General features: G+C 59.4%; 23 protein-coding genes. 4 read left to right on the forward strand and 19 right to left on the reverse strand.

From position 1 onward, the window contains the following. Position 1: 1 nt before the first annotated feature. Positions 2-616 (reverse strand): MarC family protein, encoded by a 615-nt coding sequence (locus C8265_RS07180; RefSeq protein WP_108483298.1) that lies wholly within the window; start codon positions 614-616, stop codon positions 2-4. 3 nt (positions 617-619) lie between these two features. Then, positions 620-2,464: an ABC-F family ATP-binding cassette domain-containing protein gene (locus C8265_RS07185; RefSeq protein WP_108483299.1), complete on the reverse strand. Its 1,845-nt coding sequence runs from the start codon at positions 2,462-2,464 to the stop codon at positions 620-622. Between the two features lie 132 nt (positions 2,465-2,596). On the opposite strand from C8265_RS07185, the gene ndk reads away from it, so the two are divergent. Beyond that, entirely contained in the window at positions 2,597-3,019 is a 423-nt protein-coding gene (gene ndk, locus C8265_RS07190; protein ID WP_108483300.1) for a nucleoside-diphosphate kinase, read from the forward strand. A 68-nt stretch (positions 3,020-3,087) separates the two neighbouring features. Here ndk and C8265_RS07195 read toward each other — a convergent pair whose 3' ends face one another. Then, positions 3,088-3,417: a TfoX/Sxy family DNA transformation protein gene (locus C8265_RS07195; RefSeq protein WP_108483301.1), complete on the reverse strand. Its 330-nt coding sequence runs from the start codon at positions 3,415-3,417 to the stop codon at positions 3,088-3,090. A gap of 343 nt (positions 3,418-3,760) precedes the next feature. Here C8265_RS07195 and kce point away from each other — a divergent pair, with 343 nt between their 5' ends. Further along, complete coding sequence (gene kce, locus C8265_RS07200; RefSeq protein WP_206050301.1) at positions 3,761-4,687, forward strand: 3,5-dioxohexanoate:acetyl-CoA acetone transferase; 927 nt, start codon at positions 3,761-3,763, stop codon at positions 4,685-4,687. A gap of 74 nt (positions 4,688-4,761) precedes the next feature. Further along, complete coding sequence (locus C8265_RS07205; protein WP_108483303.1) at positions 4,762-5,232, forward strand: Lrp/AsnC family transcriptional regulator; 471 nt, start codon at positions 4,762-4,764, stop codon at positions 5,230-5,232. Here C8265_RS07205 and C8265_RS07210 read toward each other — a convergent pair. The 12 genes from C8265_RS07210 to uxaC form a co-directional block, all read right to left on the reverse strand. Further along, the gene (locus C8265_RS07210) at positions 5,229-6,296 is read right to left on the reverse strand and encodes an ABC transporter ATP-binding protein (protein WP_108483304.1); all 1,068 of its coding nucleotides are present in this window, start codon (positions 6,294-6,296) and stop codon (positions 5,229-5,231) included. The genes C8265_RS07205 and C8265_RS07210 overlap by 4 nt on opposite strands. A gap of 5 nt (positions 6,297-6,301) precedes the next feature. Further along, positions 6,302-7,084: an ABC transporter permease gene (locus tag C8265_RS07215; RefSeq protein ID WP_108483305.1), complete on the reverse strand. Its 783-nt coding sequence runs from the start codon at positions 7,082-7,084 to the stop codon at positions 6,302-6,304. After that, positions 7,081-8,052, reverse strand: a complete 972-nt coding sequence (locus C8265_RS07220; protein WP_108483306.1) for an ABC transporter permease — start codon at positions 8,050-8,052, stop codon at positions 7,081-7,083. Before C8265_RS07220 ends, C8265_RS07215 begins: the two co-directional genes overlap by 4 nt. Before the next feature lie 57 nt (positions 8,053-8,109). Next, positions 8,110-9,219: an ABC transporter substrate-binding protein gene (locus C8265_RS07225; RefSeq protein WP_108483307.1), complete on the reverse strand. Its 1,110-nt coding sequence runs from the start codon at positions 9,217-9,219 to the stop codon at positions 8,110-8,112. A 40-nt stretch (positions 9,220-9,259) separates the two neighbouring features. Next, positions 9,260-10,312: an NAD/NADP-dependent octopine/nopaline dehydrogenase family protein gene (locus tag C8265_RS07230; RefSeq protein ID WP_240611003.1), complete on the reverse strand. Its 1,053-nt coding sequence runs from the start codon at positions 10,310-10,312 to the stop codon at positions 9,260-9,262. A 4-nt stretch (positions 10,313-10,316) separates the two neighbouring features. After that, complete coding sequence (locus C8265_RS07235; RefSeq protein ID WP_108483309.1) at positions 10,317-10,898, reverse strand: peroxidase-related enzyme; 582 nt, start codon at positions 10,896-10,898, stop codon at positions 10,317-10,319. Beyond that, on the reverse strand, positions 10,895-11,368 hold the full coding sequence (locus C8265_RS07240) for a hypothetical protein (protein WP_108483365.1): 474 nt from the start codon (positions 11,366-11,368) through the stop codon (positions 10,895-10,897). Before C8265_RS07240 ends, C8265_RS07235 begins: the two co-directional genes overlap by 4 nt. Continuing rightward, complete coding sequence (locus C8265_RS07245; protein WP_108483310.1) at positions 11,368-12,855, reverse strand: NAD(P)-binding domain-containing protein; 1,488 nt, start codon at positions 12,853-12,855, stop codon at positions 11,368-11,370. The genes C8265_RS07240 and C8265_RS07245 overlap by 1 nt, the downstream gene beginning before the upstream one ends. 48 nt (positions 12,856-12,903) lie before the next feature. Beyond that, positions 12,904-14,241: an MFS transporter gene (locus C8265_RS07250; protein ID WP_338065774.1), complete on the reverse strand. Its 1,338-nt coding sequence runs from the start codon at positions 14,239-14,241 to the stop codon at positions 12,904-12,906. Then, on the reverse strand, positions 14,241-15,701 hold the full coding sequence (locus tag C8265_RS07255) for an aminotransferase class V-fold PLP-dependent enzyme (protein WP_108483366.1): 1,461 nt from the start codon (positions 15,699-15,701) through the stop codon (positions 14,241-14,243). Before C8265_RS07255 ends, C8265_RS07250 begins: the two co-directional genes overlap by 1 nt. 117 nt (positions 15,702-15,818) lie before the next feature. Further along, complete coding sequence (locus C8265_RS07260; RefSeq protein ID WP_108483312.1) at positions 15,819-17,276, reverse strand: mannitol dehydrogenase family protein; 1,458 nt, start codon at positions 17,274-17,276, stop codon at positions 15,819-15,821. Then, the gene (gene uxaC, locus C8265_RS07265) at positions 17,273-18,679 is read right to left on the reverse strand and encodes a glucuronate isomerase (RefSeq protein ID WP_108483313.1); all 1,407 of its coding nucleotides are present in this window, start codon (positions 18,677-18,679) and stop codon (positions 17,273-17,275) included. The genes C8265_RS07260 and uxaC overlap by 4 nt, the downstream gene beginning before the upstream one ends. A 148-nt stretch (positions 18,680-18,827) precedes the next feature. On the opposite strand from uxaC, the gene C8265_RS07270 reads away from it, so the two are divergent. After that, the gene (locus tag C8265_RS07270) at positions 18,828-19,541 is read left to right on the forward strand and encodes a phosphatase PAP2 family protein (RefSeq protein ID WP_108483314.1); all 714 of its coding nucleotides are present in this window, start codon (positions 18,828-18,830) and stop codon (positions 19,539-19,541) included. Positions 19,542-19,620: 79 nt separating this feature from the next. Here C8265_RS07270 and rnk read toward each other — a convergent pair whose 3' ends face one another. From rnk to C8265_RS07290, 4 genes are all read right to left on the reverse strand, one after another. Then, the gene (gene rnk / locus C8265_RS07275) at positions 19,621-20,058 is read right to left on the reverse strand and encodes a nucleoside diphosphate kinase regulator (RefSeq protein ID WP_108483315.1); all 438 of its coding nucleotides are present in this window, start codon (positions 20,056-20,058) and stop codon (positions 19,621-19,623) included. A gap of 57 nt (positions 20,059-20,115) precedes the next feature. Further along, a complete protein-coding gene (locus C8265_RS07280) occupies positions 20,116-20,556 on the reverse strand; it encodes a GreA/GreB family elongation factor (protein WP_108483316.1) in 441 nt (146 codons plus the stop codon). Between the two features lie 310 nt (positions 20,557-20,866). Then, the gene (gene dusA, locus C8265_RS07285; RefSeq protein WP_108483317.1) at positions 20,867-21,883 is read right to left on the reverse strand and encodes a tRNA dihydrouridine(20/20a) synthase DusA; all 1,017 of its coding nucleotides are present in this window, start codon (positions 21,881-21,883) and stop codon (positions 20,867-20,869) included. Between the two features lie 389 nt (positions 21,884-22,272). Further along, a partial coding sequence (locus tag C8265_RS07290; protein WP_164512292.1) for an integrase core domain-containing protein occupies positions 22,273-22,471 on the reverse strand: 199 nt, incomplete at its 5' end.

Raw genomic sequence — 22,471 nt, forward strand, 5'->3', positions numbered from 1 at the left:
GCTAGGCGACGATCAGCGCGCGCACGCCATCCACAACAAATTGCACCGAAAGCGCGGCCAGCAACATGCCCAACAGCCGGGTGACCACGTTCACCCCCACAGCGCCCAAGGCCCGCTCCAGAAGACCCGCAGCAAGGAACAGAACCAGGGTCATCAACAGGACCGACGCCATCACCAGATGCACCAGCACCAGTGCCAGAATATCGCCCCCGGTTTGCCCGGTCAGCAGGATCATCGTGGCAATCGCACCCGGCCCGGCGATCAGCGGCGTGGCCAGGGGGAATACCGATGGATCGTCTTCGTTGGCATCGGCCTGACCCTGGCGGCGTTCGGTGCGCCGTTCAAACAACATATCAAGTGCGGTGAGAAACAGTAAAATACCACCGGCAATGCGAAAGGCGGGCATCGAAATGCCGACAAAGCCCAATACCGCCTCGCCAAACAGGCCAAACAGCGTCAGCAACAACGCACCGATCCCAAGCGAGCGAAACCCGATTGCGCGCCGCCGGGCCGACCCGCTGCCGGTGGTCAGGGCCACGAACAGCGGCGTCAGACCGATCGGATCAATCACCACGAACAGGGTCACAAATGCGGTGACGTAGAATGCGAAATCCATCGTCTAACCCTTTGTTGCGTCGAGTTTTTCCAGTGATTTCATCCACAGGCCCTCGGCCCGGTCCAGGGCCTCCATCACCTCGGCGTATTTCTTTTGCCACACCTCGGCCTCGCCCAGTTTTTCGGGCTCGTACAGGGCCGGATCAGCCAGCTTTTTCGCCAGCTTGTCGCGCATATCCGACAGTTTGTTCACCCGCTCTTCGCCGCGCTTTACATCCGATCTCAGGGCCGAAATATCGGCCTGACTGGCCTGTTTTACCGGTTTGGGTTTGCTTTTTTCGGCGGGCGCGTCGGACGACAGCAGCAATTTGCGATAGCTTTCCAGATCATCGTCATAGGGGGTTACGCGGCCATTCTTCACCAACCACAACCGATCGGCGACCAAGGACAGCAGGTGCATATCGTGGCTTACCAGAATAACCGCGCCGGAATAGGCGGTGAGCGCCTCAACCAGTGCCTCGCGCGATTCCATATCCAGGTGGTTGGTCGGCTCATCCAGGATCAACATATGCGGCGCGTCGATTGTGGCGATCAGCAGCGACAGGCGCGCCTTTTGCCCACCCGACAGACGGCCCACCACGGTATCAACCTGGGCCGCGTTCAGGCCAAAACCGGCCAGACGGGCGCGATGGCGGGCCGGTGTTTCCTTGGGCCGGTACAGGCGCATATGATCCAGCGGCGTTTCATCGGCGCGCAATTCGTCCAGCTGGTGCTGGGCAAAATATCCAACCCGCAGTTTGCTCGATTTGGTCAACCGCCCGCCCATGGGTTGCAGTTTTCCTGCCAACAGTTTGGACAGGGTGGATTTTCCTTCGCCGTTGCGCCCCAACAGGGCGATGCGATCATCCTGATCAATCCGCAGTGACAATTTGGAAAGAACCGGCGTTTCGGTATAACCAACGCTGGCAGATTCCATATTGACGATGGGCGGCGACAGTTCTTCGGGCTCGGGGAACGAAAAGGCGCGCAAGGCGGCCTCTTGCGGGCTGGAAATGGTTTCCAGTTTTTCAATCATCTTGATCCGCGATTGCGCCTGTTTTGCCTTGCTGGCCTTGGCGCGGAACCGGTCAACGAAGCTTTGCAGATGGGCGCGGCGCGATTCAACCTTGGTGCGCTGGGCATCGGCCACGGCCAGACGGGCGGCGCGGGTGCGCGCGAATGTGTCATAGTTGCCGGTGTAAATCGTCAGCTGTTTGTCTTCGAGATGCAAAATATGGCTGACCGCGCGGTTCAACAGACCCCGATCATGGGAAATCACCAAAACCGAATGGGGATAACGGCCCAGATAATTTTCCAGCCACAGCGCGCCTTCCAGATCAAGATAGTTCGTCGGCTCATCAAGCAGCAACAGATCGGGGGCCGAAAACAGCACCGCCGCCAGCGCCACGCGCATCCGCCAGCCGCCCGAAAATGCCGAACAGGGCATCAATTGTTCTTCGTGGGTGAACCCCAGGCCGCGAAGAATGGATGCGGCGCGCGCCTCGGCGCTCCAGGCGTCGATATCGGCCAAGCGGGCCTGAATTTCGCCGATCCGCGCACCATCGGTGGCGGTTTCGGATTCGGCCAACAATTCGGCGCGTTCGGTATCGGCGGCCAGAACCGTATCGATCAATGATACTTCGGAACCGGGCACCTCTTGCGCGACACCGCCGATCCGGGCCTTTGCAGGCAGGCGGATTTCACCGCCCTCCAGCACCAGTTCGCCGCGGATCAATTTGAACAGCGTGGTTTTACCCGTGCCGTTGCGCCCGACGATGCCAACTTTGTGGCCTCCGGGAATGGCTGCACTGGCGCCCTCAAACAGGGGGCGGCCTTCGACGGAATAGGTGATGTTATCAATTGTCAGCATACCGGCCCCTTTGCCAGTGCCAACCGGTGGCGTCAATCACGCCTTTTCATGGCGCCGCGCCCGTGTTAGCAGAACGCCGGATTTACAGGGGCCGACACAGGGTTGGCCCCCCGTTAGAAAAAGGCACCCATCATGGCCACTGAGCGCACGCTTTCAATCATCAAACCCGATGCCACCAAACGCAACCTGACCGGCAAGATCAACGCCAAGTTCGAAGATGCCGGTCTGCGCATCATCGCGCAAAAGCGTATTCACCTGACCAAAGAACAGGCTGGAAAGTTCTACGAAGTGCACGCATCGCGCCCGTTCTATGACGAATTGTGCGAATTCATGGCGTCGGGCCCCGTCGTTGTGCAGGTGTTGGAAGGCGAAGGCGCCATCGGCAAAAACCGCGAAGTCATGGGCGCCACCAACCCCGCCGATGCGGCCCCCGGCACGATCCGCGCCGAATTTGCCGAATCTGTTGGCGAAAACTCGGTTCATGGGTCAGACGCCCCTGAAACCGCCGCCGAAGAAATCGCATATTATTTCTCGGGTCTTGAATTGGTCGGCTGATTGCCACCTGTCCTGACGGATCGGGCGCGCCCATTCACGGCGCGCCCTTTTTGTTTGTGCGGGAGTGATTATTTGCGCGCCACAACGCCGATTTGATTCAGCATCGCCTCAAGCGCGGATCGATCGCTGATTTTGTGGTTGGTCTTCAGCGCATCAAACCGCACGCGCAGGGCGTCTTTTTCGGCCCCTTTGCAATCGTTCCATGGCCGCCCCTGAAGACCCATTTCCAACACATAATAACTGATGAAATGGGCGCGGTGGCCGCTTTCCAACAAACGGCCATAGGCGGCATCACACCCCAATTCACGCAACTGTTCGGCGCTGGTGATTCCTGCATCGCCAAAGGCCTGTTCCATGGCAGGGCCAAGATTGCGGATGGTCGAAATGGGTGTGTTCATGCCCAAGCTTACAAAATCAACCCGGGCATGAACAAGATCAGATCGCGGCCCAATCGGTAAACCGCAGTGGCGGTGTTGGTTTGGGCTGTGGGGCGGGCTGTTGCGGGCTGGGGGATTGAGGGCGGACAGACATGGGATATTTCCTGTGATATGTCGGGTGCGTGAGGTTCAGCGTTGCCGACAAACGGGGCGATTCTGCGACGTTAAAGCAGCCTTTTGGCAGCGATATCGCGGGAAAGATATGGCAGTTATCCACATAGGCCATTCCTTGCCCATGGGCCAAAACACTTGATCTTGTGGGCAATAATACTGCCAACTGGGTGCAGGTTTTCAGGGGGGCATCATGCCACGCAAAGTTATCATCACCTGCGCCGTGACCGGTGCGATTCATACGCCTTCGATGTCGGATGCCCTGCCGATCACCGCCGAACAAATCGCCGATGCCGCCGTGGGCGCGGCACAGGCGGGCGCAGCGATCATCCATCTGCATGCGCGCGATCCGATCACCGGCCGCCCCGATCAGACCGCCGAGGGGTTCACACCATTTTTAAAGGTGATCAAGCAACGCTGTGACGCGGTGCTGAATCTGACCACGGGTGGGTCGCCCTTTATGAAAGTGGCCGAACGGATTGCCCCCGCCGCCGCCCACCACCCCGAGGTGGCATCGCTGAACATGGGGTCGATGAATTTTGGCCTTTATCCGATGCTGGATCGGTTCACCGATTTCAAACACCCGTGGGAGCGTGAATTTCTCGAAGGCTCGCGCGATCTGGTGTTTCGCAATTCTTTTCAGGATATTGAGTTTGCGATTGAAACCTTGTCAGCCACCGGCACGCGGTTTGAATTTGAATGTTATGATATTTCGCATCTGTATAATCTGAAACATTTCTATGATCGCGGTTTGGTCAAAGGGCCGTTGTTCATTCAATCGGTGTTCGGGCTGTTGGGCGGAATTGGGGCGCACCCCGAAGACGTGGCGCATATGAAACGCACGGCAGACCGGCTGTTTGGGGATGATTACCAATGGTCGGTTCTGGGGGCGGGGCGGCACCAATTGACCATCGCGGCGATGGCGGTGGCGATGGGGGGCAATCTGCGCGTCGGGCTGGAAGATTCGCTGTGGGCGGGGCCGGGCAAAATGGCCACCAGCAACGCCCAACAGGTAACTCTGGCGCGCCAGATCATCGAAGGGCTGGGCCTGACCGTGGCCAGTGCCGATGACGCGCGTGCCATGTTGGCGCTGAAAGGCGGCGATCAGGTGGGGTTCTGATCGCGCCCTCTGGACAGGTGTGGCATTTGCCACCAAAACCCGCCAGATATGCGATCATATGATAGGGGCGCGCGATGAAACTTGATCGGATCGACACCTTGATCCTTGATGCGTTACAGCGCGACGGCGCGCAATCGCAACGGGATCTGGCCGAAACCGTGGGCATTTCGCAAAACGCCTGTTGGCGACGGGTCAACCGATTGCGCGATGAGGGGGTGCTGCGCGGCACCACCGCCCGGCTGGATATTTCGAAACTGGGCCTTGATCTGATCGTGTTCATGCTGGTGCGCACGCGGTTTCACGACAAGGCGTGGTCGGCCAAATTTCTGCAACGGGTCGAATCGATCCCTGAGGTGGTTGAGGTGCACCGCATTGGCGGCGAATGGGATTACCTGATCAAGGCGATCACATCGGGCATGGGCGGCTACGACAAGGTGTATCAGGAATTGATCAATTCACTGGAAATCGAAAAGGTCACCGGCCTGTTTTCGATGGAGCAGATGTTGGGCGACCGTGTGATCCACGTGCCGCCCACCAAGGATTAATCCGCCAGGATAATCATATCATCGCGGTTCCAGCCCAGCCAGACTTCGCTGCCGGGCAGATATGCGGTGCTGTCGTTTTCCGGCGCGGTGGCCAGCAGTGTGGCGCCGGGGGTCTTTACCTCGAACATGCGGCGGTTGCCCTTGAACAGGCTGTTCACCAGTCGGCCTGATACGACATTGTCATGGCTGGGTTTTTCGGGCGAAATCTGCACCCGTTCCAACCGGATCGAGGCATGAACAGGCTGGCCCGGCGTGCCTTTTTGCGCGATCCCGGTCAGGGTTTGCCCCTGCCACTCCATCGCCCCCGTACCGTTTGAGACTGTGCCCAACTGTCCCTCTAACATATTGGTTTCACCGATAAATTCAGCCACAAACCGGGTTTTCGGGCGCAGATACAGATCTTCGGGTGTGCCGTCCTGTTCGATCTTGCCGCCATTCATCACCACGATGCGATCTGACATTGTCAGCGCCTCGTCCTGATCGTGGGTGACAAAGAAAAACGTCTTGCCGGTGCTGCGCTGGATTGATTTCAGCTCAATCTGCACCTGGGCGCGCAACCGGGCATCCAAAGCCCCCAAGGGTTCGTCAAGCAACAACAGATCAGGATCAGGGGCGAGGGCGCGCGCCAGGGCGGCACGTTGGCGTTGGCCGCCCGAAATCTGATCGGGAAAGCGGTCAATCAGCGGCATCAATTCCAGAAACGATAGAATTTCGGTGATCCGCGCGTCAATCGCGCTGCGCCCCATGCCTTTCAGCTCTAGACCAAAGGCCACGTTTTGGCGCACGGTCATATGGGGAAACAGGGCGTAATCCTGAAACACCATGTTCACCTTGCGCCGGTTTGGCGGCAGGCGGGTGACATCCTGACCCGACAGATACACCGTGCCGCTGTCGGGCCGTTCAAACCCGCCCAGAATCCGCAGGGTGGTTGATTTTCCACAGCCCGACGGGCCGAGGAACGTCACGAATTCGCCGCGCTTGATCTTGATATTCATCTCGTCCAGGGCGGTGATTTTGCCAAATTTCTTGGTTACCCGGTCGATATGGACCACGTCATCGGTCATTGATTTTATCCCTTGTTCATCCGGCGCATTGACCGTTCGGCCCACAGGCCCAAAATAGCGGTGACAATCAGCACCAGCGTGGAAATCGCATTGATTTCCGGCGACATCCCCGAGCGCAGTTTCGAAAACAGCAGCACCGGCAGCGTGGGTTCATAACTGCCCAAAAAGAACGAACGCACAAAATCATCAAAGCTGAGCAGCAGTGAAAACACCGCGCCGCCCACCATCGCCGGTTTCAGATAGGGCACGGTCACCCGCAAAAACGCGATCAACGGATCGGCGCCCAGGTCTTGCGCGGCCTCTGTATGGCTGCGCGGCATGGTGCCCAGACGTGCACCCACGACCAGGGCGACAAAGGGCACGTTGTGCACCGCATGGCCAAATATGATTGCGACCATGCCGGGATCCAGTTCAATCAGCCGAATGTAGATGCGAAACGAAATCGCCGAAATGATGCCCGGCACCACAGCGGGCAACATCGTCAGCGCGAATACCACGCCGCGCCCCCAGAATGATTTGCGCGCCAACAGCACCGCCAGCCATGTGCCCATGACCATGGAAATCGCGGTGCTGACCACCGCCACCAACAGGGAATACCCGGTGGCCGAGACGAATTCGCCATTGGCAATCGCCTGACCGTACCAATCGGTGGTCCAGGATCGGATCGGAAAGCCGATGAATTTGCTGTCCTTGAAACTCATCGCGATCATGATGGTGATCGGCAGGAACAAATAGATCGCAAAGCCCCAATAGGCCATGGACATGAAAAGGCGGGTGTGGCGGGTCACCGGTGCTTTTCCTTCTGCAACATTTTGATAAGGCGATTGAAAACCATGGTGATGGTCAGCGCGGTGATCAGCATGATGATGCTGAACGCGGCGCCCGTGGGCCACCTGTCACCGGCGACGTGAAAGAACCCGGCGATGGTTTCGGCAAAGGTGGTTGTGGATGGGCCGCCAAACAGTACCGGCACCGCATAGATCCCGGTTGAGATCAGGAAAACCAGGGTGCAACCCGACGCCACACCATCCAGCGACAGCGGCAGGGTGACGCGCCAGAACCGTTTCAACGGACCCGCGCCCAGATCGGCGGCGGCCTCGGAAAAGCTCTGCGGGATTTTCTCCAACGCGGAATACAGCGGCAGCAACATGTAAAGCGCGGTCAGATAGATAATGGCGAAACTGACGGCAAAATTGGTGTACATGAACGGGATCGGCCGATCGATCAGCCCGACAGCGCGCAACGCCAGGTTGATCGCGCCATTGTTGCCCAACATCAGCATCATCGCGTATGACCGAATGATCTCACCCGCCCAAAACGGGATCAACAGCAGCATCAGGAACAACAACTGGTTGTTGCGTTTCACATGGCGCGCCAGAAAATAGGCCACCGGATACACAACCACCAGGGTAATCAGGGTCAATGACAGGCTGAACACCAGGGTGCGCATGAACGGCGCAAAAAACAGCTGATCCTTGAAGAACAGTCCATAATGTTCGGTTGTGAACTGCGGTGCGATATCGCGGGTGGGCGGATAAGCATCCAACAGGCTGACGCGAAACATCTGTAACAGCGGGCCAAGATGGGTCAGCAACACCCACAGGATCGGAATAACCGCCAGCATGGCAAATTGCCGACCCGGCGATGACAGCATCGCATCGGAAAACCGTCGGTAACTGGGGGATGTGGCGACGCGACCCCAAAAGGGCATGTCGTTTCTGTCGCCCGGTGGGGGCGTTGTGTCAGACAGACTCATCTGGTTGCTTTCTGCGAAATGGGATGGGGCGGCATGTGCAACGCCGCCCCAGAAGGATCAGGCGGCGCGCACTTCTTCGACAGCGCGATCAACCAGAGCGTATTTCATCTCGTTCGCTTCGGCGCGGAAGAATTGCAGGCGCGACAGCTCTTCCTCGGGGAAGGATGTTGCGGCTTTTTCCTCATCGCTCAGGTGGTCGGATGCGCCCTTGTATGTGCTGATAAAGCCCGACTGGCGGCTCATTTCTGCGCCATATTCCGGCTTGGACATCAGGAAATCCAGGAAAGTATAGGCGTTGTCGGTGTTTGGCCCACCCTGGGCGACGTTCAAGGTGTAGACAAACCCATATGATCCCTCTTTCGGGATGGTCATTTTCACCGGGAAACCATCGGCGATCAGTTTGGCAATCGGGCCGTTCCACGAGTGGGCGACGCTGACATCCTGATTGATGAACATCTGCTGAATTTCAGCACCGGCATCGTAATATTTACGCACCTTCGATTTATTCTCGATCAGGAAATCGCGGGTTTCGTTGACGATGCGCGCGGCCTCTTCGGGGTCATCCATATAGGCGACCATGTTGCCGTCATAGCCCAGATACAGCATCACGATGCTGAACATATCCTGCAGGATATAGGCGTTCTGCCCGGCCCATTCATCGCTGAACATCGTGTCCCAGCTGCTGGGCTGATCGATGGTGGCCATATCGCTGTTATAGGCCATGATTTCTGCACCGCTGAGGATTGGCACGCCCCATTTGTTGCCACTTACGGTTGACCAGTCGGATTCCGAGAATACCGGATTGATCGCACCCCAATTTGACAGGCGCGATGTATCGAGCGGCGCAATCAGATCACTGTCGATGAATTGCAAGAACCGGTGCCCGGCCACAGTGACGATATCGGCGGTGGGCGACTGACGCTCGGCCGCCATCAGGTTGAACTGTTTGCCCTGATCATCGACAAGACGCATGTTGACCTTGATCCCGGTTTCATCCTGAAATTGATCGACAAAATCACCGGGCACAAAGCCATCATAGGCCCAGACGTTCACCTGACCGGCCCCTTGGGCCGAAGCGGTGCGCAAATAGGCGGGCGATGACAGGATCAGGCCTGTCGCGGCGGCGGATTTGATAAATCCGCGGCGGTTTTGAATCAGTTTGGTCATGGTCGCTCCCGTTGGTTGTTTCGTTTTTTTTGCCCACGCCTTAGGCGGCGCAGAGTGCTTCGAGCGCGTCCCGGTCTATCCGGTCGAACCCGAGTGCTTGCAGCAGCGTGTTTTCGCTGCGGAAATCCCGGCCATACATGGCCGATAAAATATCAATCCCGGCGTCATGCAACGGGGTGGGTACCCCGGCGATTTTGCCCATCCGCGCGGTGGTGACAAGGCCGTAAGGCACATCTTCGGTCACATATCGGCTGTCGGCGGTGGCTGGGCCGGTTCCGCCGGTGCCTTTTTGCGCCATTTCCTGATTCATATCCGAGATTGAGCCGACAGGCACATGGAACGACAAATGGAAATGTTCAAAAATCGTGCGCACCTCTTTGCCGAACGCTTTTGCAATGGCGAGGCGTTCCAGATCCAGCGCCTCAAGCAGGCGGCCGACATTGGGCGTGACATTGGCGCCCTGGCTCCAGGTTTCGCCGTGTTCCATCCGGGTCATGTTGCCCAGGGCAATGCCCAAATGGTTTTGCGGGTTCAGGTTTGACAGCATGATCGCGATCAACCCGTCGCGCACCACGGCGACATCGCCAAACAGGGTTTGAAACGTGGCCAGCGCGGCATCGGTTGCCGATTCCGGCAGGACACAGATATCGACACGCTGGCGCACGGTGTTCACCTGTGCCGTTGTCAGGTCGGGTTGGCGGCCTGTCACCATGGTGGTGCCCACGGCAACAATCGGCACTTTTCCATCGGTCAGTTGCCGCAGATACAGCGCGCCAAACGCGCCATGCGAAGAAATGATCACCGTGTGATCGGCGGTCAGATGCGGCGCGATCTGATCCATCACCGCCTTGTGACCATAAAGCGGCAGGGCGATTACGATCACCGGCGCGCGGCACAGGGCGGCGGCATCCTCGGCCACGGCAACGGAAAATTCACCGGTAATCGCGCCCTCGGCGGTAATCGGCGTGCCTTTCGCAATCTCTGCCGTGCGCGCGCCGCTGGGCGACCACACCATGGCACTGTGACCACGATTAACCAGATGCACCGCTGTGGCAAAGGCAACCGACCCGGCGCCGGCAATTCCAACATTCATCGTCTTATCCATTCTTTCTTACCGGATCACCCAACACATGCATCAACCGATTGGCCCAGCCAAACAGCGCCGATGACAGGATCAGATCCAGAATTTCGGCTTCGTCCAGGCCCGCATCGCGCACCGCTTGCACATGGGTTTCATCGGCCACGGGCGGAGTTTGCGCCAAAGCATAGGCAAAATCAAAAATCGCCCGATCGCGCGGCCCCAGATCGGCCTTGGCCCCATTGGTAAACAGCGCATCGGTAACGGCGGTGTCTTTTTCCAATTGTGCGTGCCGGTCGGCGTGAACCGCAGCGCAATAGATGCAATGATTGACCATCGAGGCGGCCAGTGCCGAAAGCTCGCGCTCGGCCCGGCTCATCCCGCCTTTGTCATACATGATGCCGTTAAACAGCGGCGAGCGGACCTTCAGCACCTCAACATCATGGGCCAGGGTCAGAACGTAATCCGACACTTTGGTGTTGCTGGGCGTGACTTGCAGCGCATCCAGTTGTTCGGGCGTTGCGCTGTCCAGCGAAACGGGGGTCACCCGGGGTTTCCAGGCGGGAACACTGCGGGTGAATTTTGTGATCACATTGCTCATGCCTTGCCCCCCAACAAACGCAACCCGGCCAATACCCGCAATTGATACGCAAGAAAAGCATTCAATTCGCACAGCCGGACGATATCGGCATCACTGACCCCGGCTGATTGCAAGTCTTTGATATCTTGGGCGTTCACATCGCGGGTTTGCTGGGCCACCCGATCCATGAAGGCACAGACATGGGCCAACCCTTGATCGCTGCCGTCGTTTTGGGGGTCGGCAAGGTTGGCCAAAGTGCTGTCGTTGATTTTCGATCTATAGTGTTCTGCGGCGTCGGGTTCATCATGCTGCGCCGCAATTCGTGCGGCCAAAGCATGGCGCAAATCATGTGACCACGCGCCGGTTTCACGCGGGGTCAGCACGGCATTTTCGGCACCCTGGGTGGCGGCAACGATGCTGGCGCGTCCGTCAAGTGCGGTGGTCACCGCGCCGGTGGTCGGGCCAAGCAGGTTGGTTAATGTGCTGGTCATCATGCCACCTCTTCGGTCGAAACGGTTGTGCCGGGCAGGGGGGTTGCCACCCATTCTGACCCGTCCAATTCGGGCGTGTCATAGGTTTGAATGTCGTCCCAATGCTGCGTCACATCTTCGATATAGAACTTGGCCGAAATTTCACGCGCGAGGGTGTGCGCCCCTTCCGACACGCCCGGAATATCGCCCGAAACCTTGCCCATGCTGGCCGTCGCGCCATAGTTGAAACAATAGACATTGTTCAGCCACGGTGCCGCGCCGGGGGTTTTTTCGCGAAACGTGAAATCGGGGTTCAGGTAGGGAAATTGCGACAGATCGCGGTTCGCCTCGCCCGCCGGGGGCGTATACATATCGGCCCACAGGGCGATGTCGTCGCGCGCCGGGCCAAATTCGGCCCGCGCCATCGGATCGGTGGCAAAACCTGTGCCAAGGATCACGAAATCCGTTTCAAGCGTTGCGCCCTTGTCCATATGGATCGTCACCGCGTCGCCATTCAAGCTTAGCCGTTCAACCGGATGGCCAAAGTGGAAATAGGCATTGTCATGGCGCGATACGCGCATCGTCGATCCGTGGGGCGGGGGCGTTTGGGTCACAAAGGAATAATTCATGAACCGCCAGCGCCATTCATCGGGCAGCGTGCCATAGCCATGGGTAAAGCCGGGGCTGCCGATGCCCATCATTTTGTTGATTGTCGGCATTTCGGCGCGGCGGATCACGTGGCGCACTTCGGCGGCCCCGTGTTCCAACGCCTCGGCGGCATTATCGATGGCTGAGGCACCAACGCCGATCACCACCACACGTTTGCCCTTTAGCGCGTTGAAATCAATCTCATCGGCGCTGTGCGCCCAATGGGTGCCGCGGGTCAGGGGGCGCACGAAATCGGGGATGTTGGGCACGCCCGTACCATCGCGCCCGGTGGCCATGATCAGTTTGCGCACCAGGATACTGTCTTCATCCGCGCCGCTGAGATGCAGGCGCAACAGATCGCCAACCGGTTCGATCAGATCAACCGACACACCGTTTTCGACAGGAATATCAAGGGCCTGACGATACCATTTCAGGTATTCCATCCACATGGGGCGCGGGATTTTATCCAGCGTGTTCCACGCCTCGGTGCCATGCTGGGCGCGATACCACGCCTGAAATGTCAGCGCGCCATGGCCAAAGGCCGGCCCAACCAGTTGTTTGGGCGAGCGGAGCGTTTCCATCCGCGCATAGGTCAGCCATGGGCCTTCGCGCCCCTTTGGGCTGCGATCCAGCACGCGAATACGTTCGATTCCGGCGGTGCGCAGGCCCATCCACGCGACCATGCCGCACATGCCCCCGCCCACGATCACCACATCTGTAACGGGTTCATCGCCCACGGTTTTGCCCGGCACCCAGGGTTTTCCGGGCCAGCACAGGTGGTTCAAATCCTCGTGTACCCGGGTTTCAAGGGTGGCAAGCCCCGCGCCATCAAGCGGAAAAGAGGGGGTGACGTCAGACATGGTGACTCCTTGTTTCGCAGGGCCGGGTTCTGGACCCGGACCGATGTATCATTGGGCCAACCGCAGGTCACGGGCGGCCCATTTCGGGTGCAATTCATCCACATGAAACACATGGCTGTGCTGATGGCCGGGGCCGGTGGGGGCCACGGCGCGCAAATGTGGATGATCGGCGGGCAATTCGGGGTGGGCATGGGTGTGCTGTTCGGGGTCATTGGCAGGCCACAACCACAAAGCCACCAGCGCGGTGGCGCCGCACGCTGCGCCCAGAACGACAAAGGCAACCGACAGATCCAGTGTCGTGGCCAGCCACCCGGCCAAGGGATAAGCCAGCAGCCATCCGGCGTGCGACAGTGAAAACTGCGCGGCAAACACCGCCGCACGGTTTTCATCCGCTGCCGAACGGACCAGAACCAAACCACCCGGTGTCAGCGTCAAAGACGCCGCAGCGCCAAACCCGGCCCACAGGGCAAACAGCCCCACCAGCGGCAGGTTCAGCAGGATCAGCGGCGTCAGCGCGGCAAACCCGAACGCCCCGGCAATGATCACGCGGCGCTCATCAATGCGGCGGATCAACCGGGGCACAATCACGGCCATCGCCGCACTGCCCAATCCAAAACCGGCCATCAAGGTTGGATAAGATGTTTCAACCTCACCAAACCGCGATCCGGCATAGACGACGGTGTTGATCAACACCCAAGCCATCGCCAGGGACAGGCCGAAATGCGCCGCCAACAACCCCTGAAGCCGGGGGGTGTTCAGGTAAATCCTGATCCCCCGGGTGGCCCGGTTCCAGAATGGGGCGGGCACTTTGGGCTGGGCGGCGGCCAAGGGCGCGCGGGTCAGGCACAGGATCGAGGCGGCAAAACACATGCCCGACAAGGTGAACAGATACGGCGCGGGAATGACCAAAAGCGCGGCGCCCACCAAAACCGGAGTCAGCAAAACCTCGCCGGTTGAGGCGAGGCGCGACAGGGACAGCGCCTGTGTATAGGTATCCTTGTCGGTCAGGATTTGTGGGATTACCGCCTGAAACAACGGGGTATAGGCGGCGGATGCGGCGAAAAACAGAAACGTCAACGCCGCCACTGCGCCCCATTGGCCGATAAATGCCAGCGGCAGCACCAACGCCAGCCGCAGCACATTCAGCCCGATCAGGGCAGGCCGGCGCGCCACGCCAACCAGCGCCGCCTCGGCCACGGGCGCCAACAAGACATAGGCGATCATTTTCAAAACGAAAATCGCACTCAGCAACATGCCCGCCTGGGCCACCCCGCCCAACCGGTACGCCGCCAGCGACAGCGCCGCCGTCAACAGCCCAATCCCCATCAAGGACAGGATCTGCGCGGCAAAAAGCCAGCGGAATATGGGGTGGTTCAGGGCGTTCATCATGCGGATGCTAACGTCTCGGTTTCTGGTTTGGGCACAAAGCGGCCTCCGGCGGTGTCGGCGACATACTGATTGATATACTGATGCGCGTTGCGGGCCAGATCATCAACCGCATTGATCACGAAATCTGCCTTTTCATCGGTCATCAGCGCCGACAGGTTCAGCCGCACCCAGCCTGGCTTTTCGGTTTCGCGCCCGGTGGCCAAGGCCTGCATCACCGCGTTTGAATCGGCTTCGGTGATCGCCAGCAGGCGGTGCGCATAGCTGCCCGCACAGGCACAGCCGCCGCGCGCCTGAATGCCATGCACATCCGACAGCATCCGTGTGAACAGCTGATGATGCACCAATCCGCCCGCCCCGTCGCGCACTCGGAACGAAAAGATCGGCAGGGCATCGGCGGTGCGTGTGCCCAGCATTTCGATATACGGATTGTCGCGCCACACCGCGTCGGCACGGGCGCGCAATTCGGTCTGGCGATGGGCCAGCCATTCGTCGCCCAGCGCCTCTTTCACGATCAGGGCCAGACCGGTGCGGATATCGCCCACGACGTTGGGCGTGCCGCCTTCTTCGCGTGCGCTTAGATGTTCGGAATACTGATGCCCCCAGGGCGATACAAAGCTGACCGTGCCGCCCCCCGGCAGGGTGGGTGTGGTGCGCCGCGCAATGGCATCGCGCACGATCATCAATCCGGTCGATCCCGGCCCGCCGGGAAATTTGTGGGGCGAACAGACGATTGCATCCTTGGCGTGATCGGTGCCGGCATCCATGGTCATCGGCACATAGGGCGCGGCACAGCCATAATCCCAGATCGCAAGCGCGCCGTGGGATTTGAGAACACGTGTCACCGCCTGTGTATCGGTCAACGCCCCGGTTACATTGCTGGCTGCGCCAAATGCGCCGACAATCACGGTGGCGCCTTGTGCAGCGCGCAATTCGGCTTCTAATTGCTCCATGCAGGGGCCACCATCGGCGGCCTCGCCAATCTCAATCACATCGGCCCCGGTTTCGCGCCAAGGCAACAGGTTTGAGTGGTGCTCGTACGGCCCCACCAACACCACCGCCCGTTCGCCGCGCGCCACGATGCCTGACAAATCCAGAAGCATCGCCAACCGATTCAACCCGGCGGTTGACCCCGATCCGCAGAACACCACCGACGTGCCATCGCCCGCGCCGGTGATCCGGGCGATTTCGGCGCGTGCCTCTTCGCGCAGCGCGGTAGAAAACGCGCCGCAATAAGAGGCGCGCGTGTGGCTGTTGGCGTAATAGGGCAGCACCTGTTCAAGGATGAATTCCTCAATCTGGCGCAGCGCCCGCCCCGAAGCGACATAATCCGCATAAACCAGAGGTTTTGCGCCATAAGGCCCGTGCACCTTGGCGTTCTCACCGATCAACCCTTGGCGCAGCGCGGCGGGCAGATCGGGCTGCATCAACTGGGCACGAAATTCAGATAACAGGCCCATTTGGTGCTCCTTTACTGACAAAAACATATATGTGTCATTGTGCCGCAACGCCAGCAAAGGATCATCCCCGAAAATTTGGGTATTCGATGCGGTATTGGGTCATATGATCGGTTTATCTCAAATATCGGGTTGGAATATTGCAATGTTGTGTAAAAAACGTTCAACGCTGTTTTGCGCGCCGTGTGCCGTGAGATCGCTGTAGGCGGAAATCAGTTGCGATTGAAACGTGGTGTTGCAGGCCAGGGCCGGATCGAACACCTGCTCAACTGCCAACAGCGCGCGCACCTTGTCTGCCGTGGTTTTGGCGCTGTCGCTGGTGCGGCGCAAAAGCTCGGCTAACGGGTCTTTCACCGTGATCGGCGCGCCTTTTTCATCAATGCCGCCGACATAGCGCATCCATCCTGCCACGGCCAAGGCCAGACCGGGGCAGGGGCGATTGGCGGCGTGATTGTCGGAAATCGTGGCCAAAATCCGTTGCGGCAGTTTTTGCGACCCGTCCATGGCGATTTGCCAGGTGCGATGCTTTATCGCCGGATTGGCATAGCGGGTCAGAAGGGCGGCGGCATAGGCGGTAAGGTCTTCGCCTTCGGGCTGGGGGACTGTGGGCAGGATTTCGTGCTGCCACAGATATTGGCACAGGCGCGCAAACGCCGGGTTGGCCACGGTTTGCGCGATGGTGTCATACCCGGCCAGATAACCGAGATAAGCCAGGGTGGAATGGGTGCCATTCAAACACCGCAGTTTCATGGTTTCATGGGCCGCAACCGACGCCACGCAGTGCGCGCCCACCGCATCCCAGGCGGGCCGCCCTTGGGGGAAATGATCCTCGATCACCCATTGCCTGAACGGTTCGTGCTGCACGCAGGCGGGGTCATTGTATCCGGTGCGCTTGGCAAGGCGCGCGATGTCATCGGGGATGGTTGCGGGGGTGATCCTGTCCACCATCGTGGCGGGAAAGGCGACGGTATCGGCAATCCACCGCGCCAGATCCGGGTCGCGCGCCCGCGCGAAATCCAGCACAATCTGCCGGGTCAGTGCGCCATTATCGGGCAGGTTGTCGCAAGACATTACCGTGAATCCCGGCTGCCCTGCTTTGTGGCGCTGTGCCAAGGCCGCCACCAAAAAACCAGGCGCAGAACGGGGCGCGCCGCCTGCCAAATCATGGGCGATATCGGGGTGCGACAGATCCAGTCGTCCGGTGGCGGGGGCGTGGCAATATCCCTTTTCGGTGATGGTCAATGACACGATGCGCGTCTGGGGCGCGGCCATGGCATCAACCACCGCGCCGGGGTTTTCGGGGGCAACCAGAATACCGCATATCGCGCCAATCACCCGGTCGGATGGCCCATCCGGGGCCAATGTGACCGAGGTGAACACGCCCTCTTGTGGTGCCAGTTGATCGCGGGCTGTCGGGCTTTTCAGGCTGACGGCGATGATGCCCCAATCACCGGGGGTGTGGGCCATGGCATCTTCGGTGAATACAGCGTTGAAGGCGCGGAAAAAAGCGCCCGGCCCAAGGTGGACGATGCCGGGTTTCGGGGCGGGCGTGGTGCGCGCAAGGCGGGGATCGGTCATAGGGAATACGCCGCCTTGGCCAGACGGTAAGTCAGATCACGGGCCACCTGTTGCGCCTCGTCTTCGGGCAGGCGTCCGGTGGCCACGAGATTGGCCAGATAGGCGCAATCGGCGCGGCGGGCCACATCGTGGCGCGCGGGAATCGAACAAAACGCGCGGGTGTCATCGTTGAACCCGACAGTGTTGTAAAATCCACAGGTTTCGGTGGTAATTTCGCGAAACCGCCTTATCCCTTCGGGGCTGTCAAAAAACCACCACGGCGGGCCAAGTTTTAACGCCGGATAAGCCCCGGCAAGTGGTGCCAGTTCGCGCCCATAGGTGGATTCATCCAGCGTAAACACGATGATGCGCAGATCACGCTGCATCCCGACGGCATCCAGCATCGGTTTCAGGGCGCGCACGTAATCAGTGCGCATCGGAATATCGAACCCTTTGTCACGGCCATGGGCGGCATAGACCGGGGCAGAATGATTGCGGTGCGATCCGGCATGAATTTGCAGGGTCATGCCATCCTCCACACTCATCCGGGCCATTTCAGTCAGCATCTGACCGCGAAAGGCATCGGCCTCATCAGTGGTGCAGGTGCCATTCATGGCCTTTTCAAACAGGGCTGCGGCGGTGGTCTGGTCGAAATCTTCGGTGCGGGCGGTGGCATGGCCGTGGTCAGAGGCGGTGGCCCCATGGGCGCGAAACACCGCGCGCCGCGTGCGGTGGGCGGCCAGATATCCGGCCCATGTGGTGGTCTTTTCGCCGGTCAGCGCGCCGAACTGTTCGATATTCTCGGCAAAGCCGGGCGTTTCGGGGTCAATCACCGTATCGGGGCGATAGGTGGTGATGACGCGGCCCGGCCAATCGCTGTCGGCGATCATCCTATGCCAGCGCAGATCGTCAAGCGCGCCTTCGGTGGTGGCAAGGGCCTCGATATTGAACCGCTCAAACAGGGCGCGGGGGGCAAACCCAGGCAGGGCCAATTGCCCATCAATGTGATCGTAAATCGCATCGGCGGTGTCAGCCGTGAGTGGGGTATCAACGCCGAACACATGTTCAAAACTGTGGTTCAGCCACATCCCTGACGGCGTGCCGCGAAACAAATGCATGTGGGCGGCAAACAGACGCCAGATCTTGCGCGGATCACGTTCAATCGCGCCGCCATCGCTGCGGGCCACGCCCAGATCGGCCAATGCCACCCCCTGACTGACCAGCATCCGAAACACGTAATGATCTGGAATCACGAACAATTCGGCGGGGTTGGGAAACCGTTTGTTTTCGGCAAACCAACGGGGGTCGCAATGGCCATGGGGGCTGAGGATGGGTAAATCCCTGACGCTGTCATACAGCCGCCGGGCAATGGCGCGGCATGTCGGATCAACAGGCAACAGGCGGTCGGGGTTGGTCGGGGGCATGGCGGGCCTTTGATGCATCACGGTCGCAACAGACGTACGCCATGCCCGCCCCTCGGTCAAAGCCGATGACGGGGTCGGTGGTTTTGTGGTGGCGGGTTTGGGCCAAAACCGGCATGTTCGCGCCAGAAACGGTAATGGGATATCTGCGATGAAACTGAACGTGAATATGGAATTGATCCGCAGGTTTGCACCAAACGGTCAGATCATCGCATTGGGTTTTGTCGCGGCTGCGGTATGGGGGTTTTCGGAACTCGCCGAGGCGGTGATCGGCAATGAAACCCGAAGCTTTGACACCAACGTCATCTTGATGCTGCGCAGCGCCGGTGACCCTTCTGATCCGATCGGGCCGTCCTGGATTGAGGAATTGGGCCGCGATATCACCGCGCTGGGCGGCACCGGGGTGCTGACATTCCTGACGCTTGCCGTGTCGGGTTTCTTGTGGTTGCGCGGCGAACGCCGCTCGATGGTGTTTCTTTTGCTGTCGGTGGGCACGGGAATCGCCCTGAGCACCGCATTGAAGCTGGGGTTTGACCGGCCGCGCCCCGATTTGGTGCCACACGGATCGGCGGTTTATACCGCCAGCTTTCCCAGTGGTCATTCGTTGATGGCAGCCCTTGTTTATCTGACCCTGGCGGTTTTGGTGATGCGCACGGTCAAACAGCGCAGGATGCGGGCCTATCTGGCGTTTTTGGCGGTTCTGGTTGTGGTTTCGGTGGGGATCAGCCGGGTTTATATGGGCGTCCACTGGCCAACGGATGTGCTGGCGGGCTGGACCGTCGGGGCAGGGTGGGCGATATTTTGCGCGCTGGTCGCAACCTGGCTGGAACGGCGCGGCCAGATCGACCCCGAGGTGCCGTTCTGACCGGCGGGCGCGCGAAACACAAAGCGCGGCCTGACCTGTGGGCCAAACCGCGCTTTGTGCATTGTCGTCTGTCAGCGGTTCAGTTGCCGTTGACGGCTTCGGGCTCAACCTTGATCACAGTCAGGGTGCGCCGCTGATCATCGCGGGTATCCCAATAAAATGCCGCGCCTTCGGCAAGGCCCAGCAACGCCACGCCAATCGGCGTCATCACCGATACGCGCTGACGGGCAATATCGGCATTTTCCGGAAACACCAACGTGATCGATTTTTCCTGACCGTTGGATTCATCGCGATAGGTTACCGTGCTGCCGATGCCCACGACGGTTGTGGGCATTTTTGCCGCTGGCACAACCTTTGCGCGGCCGATTTCATCCAACAAACGGTTGGCAAGAACCGGATTTCGCTGCATCGCGCCTTCGGCCAATCCTTCGATATGTTTAAGATCATCCGCATTGATGACGATCTTGGGCGCGCGCCCACGCGGGACTTTGACGCCTTCAGTGATCTGGCCTTGCATAGAATTGCTCCTTTGATGAGCGGGAAAAACAGGTTGGTCGAATTCTTTCGGTGCGGGCTAGCCGTGTTGTGCCACGCCCAGCACAGAAACCGTGGTCACGGTGCCATCCGCCCCGGTCAACGATGCGGTTTGCCCGATAGACATACCGATCAGCGTGGCCCCCAAGGGTGAGGTTACGGGAATCACTCCGCTCAGATTGCCGGCGCGCGCCCGATGGCTCAGAAGGCCCGATTGCGCCGGATTGCGATCAACGGCGTAAATCACCCGCGATCCGCCAATCACCACATCATCCGGTATGTCACCGGTCAGCCGCTTTGCCGACTGCATCTTGTGGCGCAGGATGCTGGGCAAAACCGACATATCGCCGATATCGCACATGTTCAGATGCTGTTCGATCTGCGACAGGTCGTCTTCGGCCAATGCTGCCTTGGGCAGGTCTGAGTTTTCCAATGTCGGATGCGGCTGTGTTTCGCGGTGGGGGACGGGGCGATTGGTCATGGTGCCTCCTCAGACGGTTTACGTCATATGTTCACGTTGATGTTGATAACAGTGAGGAGCCCCGGGAGGTTGGACAAGCGCAGGCGCGCCTAGACCGCCCGGGGAAAGGGGCGGTTCAGCAGTAGGAATCGAAAATGATCTGCATGTACCAACATGAAAAGAATGTAGGAAGGCAAATGGGCAAAGTCAACTGTCACGGCTGGCCGCCCGTTGCTTCGCATGCGCCCGCCCAAAACGGCGGTGCCTTGTGTTTATCAAAACAGTGGTAAATGATCCAGATTGATTTTCGTCAGGGTTTAGCCGCGATAATTCAGGCGTCGATCTGTGCCTCTGATACGGCGGCCAATGCGGCGCGCACCACCTCTAATCCGGCGCCGGGGCGGTGCGCCTGATCCGACAGCGTGCGCCGCCAGGCCCGTGCGCCCGGTTGCCCGGCAAACAGGCCCAACATATGGCGGCTGATCTGGTTCAGCCGCCCGCCTGTCGCCAGATGTGCCGCGATATAGGGTTCCATCGCCGCCACCACTTCGGTGCGCGACAAGGGGGTGTGGGATGCTGCAAAAACCCGGCGGTCGGCATCACTCAGGATATCATAGGGCTGATGATAGGCGGCGCGTCCGATCATCATGCCATCAAGGCCCCGTTCGATCAGGCCAAGCCCCTGATCCAGATCCGTAATGCCGCCATTCACCGAGATATGCAGATCCGGGAACGCCGCCTTCATCGCCACCACCAGATCATAATTCAAGGGCGGAATGTCGCGGTTTTCCTTTGGGCTGAGCCCTTTCAACCATGCCTTGCGCGCGTGAATCTGTACCCGGCTCACACCGGCCGATTGCACCTGCTGCAAAAAGTCGGGCAAAACCGTTTCGGGCACCTGCTCATCCACGCCGATGCGGCATTTCACGGTGATCGGCACATGGCCCGGCACCGCCGCAATCATCGCCGCCACACAATCGGCCACAAGGCCGGGTTGTTCCATCAGCACCGCACCGAAGAAACCCGATTGCACCCGGTCAGACGGACAGCCGACGTTAAGGTTGATTTCATCATACCCCTCATCCGCCCCCAACCGCGCCGCCACCGCCAATTCCGCCGGATCAGAGCCGCCAAGTTGCAACGCCACAGGATGTTCGGTTTCGCCAAAACCCAACAAATGCACCGCCCCCCCGCGCACCAAAGCCGGGGCCGTGACCATCTCGGTATACAAAAGCGCGCGCCGCGACAAAACCCGATGAAACGCCCGACAATGGCGATCGGTCCAATCCATCATGGGTGCCACAGAGAGGCGGGCAGCACTGCAAAGCTCAATTTTCACTTGTTTCATTGTTCTTCCAACTGGCGACACACTGCTGCTTTGGGGGCTCAATAGCTGCGATTGCCGTCGTTTCCGGCACGAGAGCCTACAAATGTAGGCCCGGCAGACGTCCTGTAGGCCCGAGGCTCGACCGCTTAGCACCTCGCAGGCGCCAATGCAAAGGACTGGCATCCGTTCGCCTCAGAGGACCGCCGCGCAATCCCATGCACGCATCGGTTCCTCTGGACCACCGGAGAATTTTTTTCTGCGACCTGATGAACCGACTTCCCTCCCGCAAAACACAAACAGAGAAAGTCATCCATGGGACAAATCATCGAACGCAAACGGAAAGACGGAAGCTCCACCTACACTGCCCAAGTTTGGACCTGTCACGCTTTCATGCCGCTCCGGTTGCTCACTTAAGCGACCTTTCGTTCGAAGGCCAAGGGGCTTTTCCATCCCAAGGCTGAGTGCCGCCGGCGTGGATTGTAGAAGCCGTTGATGTATTCGAAGATGGCCATCTCAGCATCGCGGCGTGTTCGCCAGGACCGCTGCCACAACATCTCAGCTTTGATTGTCTTGAAGAAGGTTTCGACGGCAGCGTTGTCGTAGCAATTG

It is taken from the genome of Oceaniglobus ichthyenteri (genome assembly GCF_003057885.1).
Taxonomy (GTDB): domain Bacteria; phylum Pseudomonadota; class Alphaproteobacteria; order Rhodobacterales; family Rhodobacteraceae; genus Oceaniglobus; species Oceaniglobus ichthyenteri.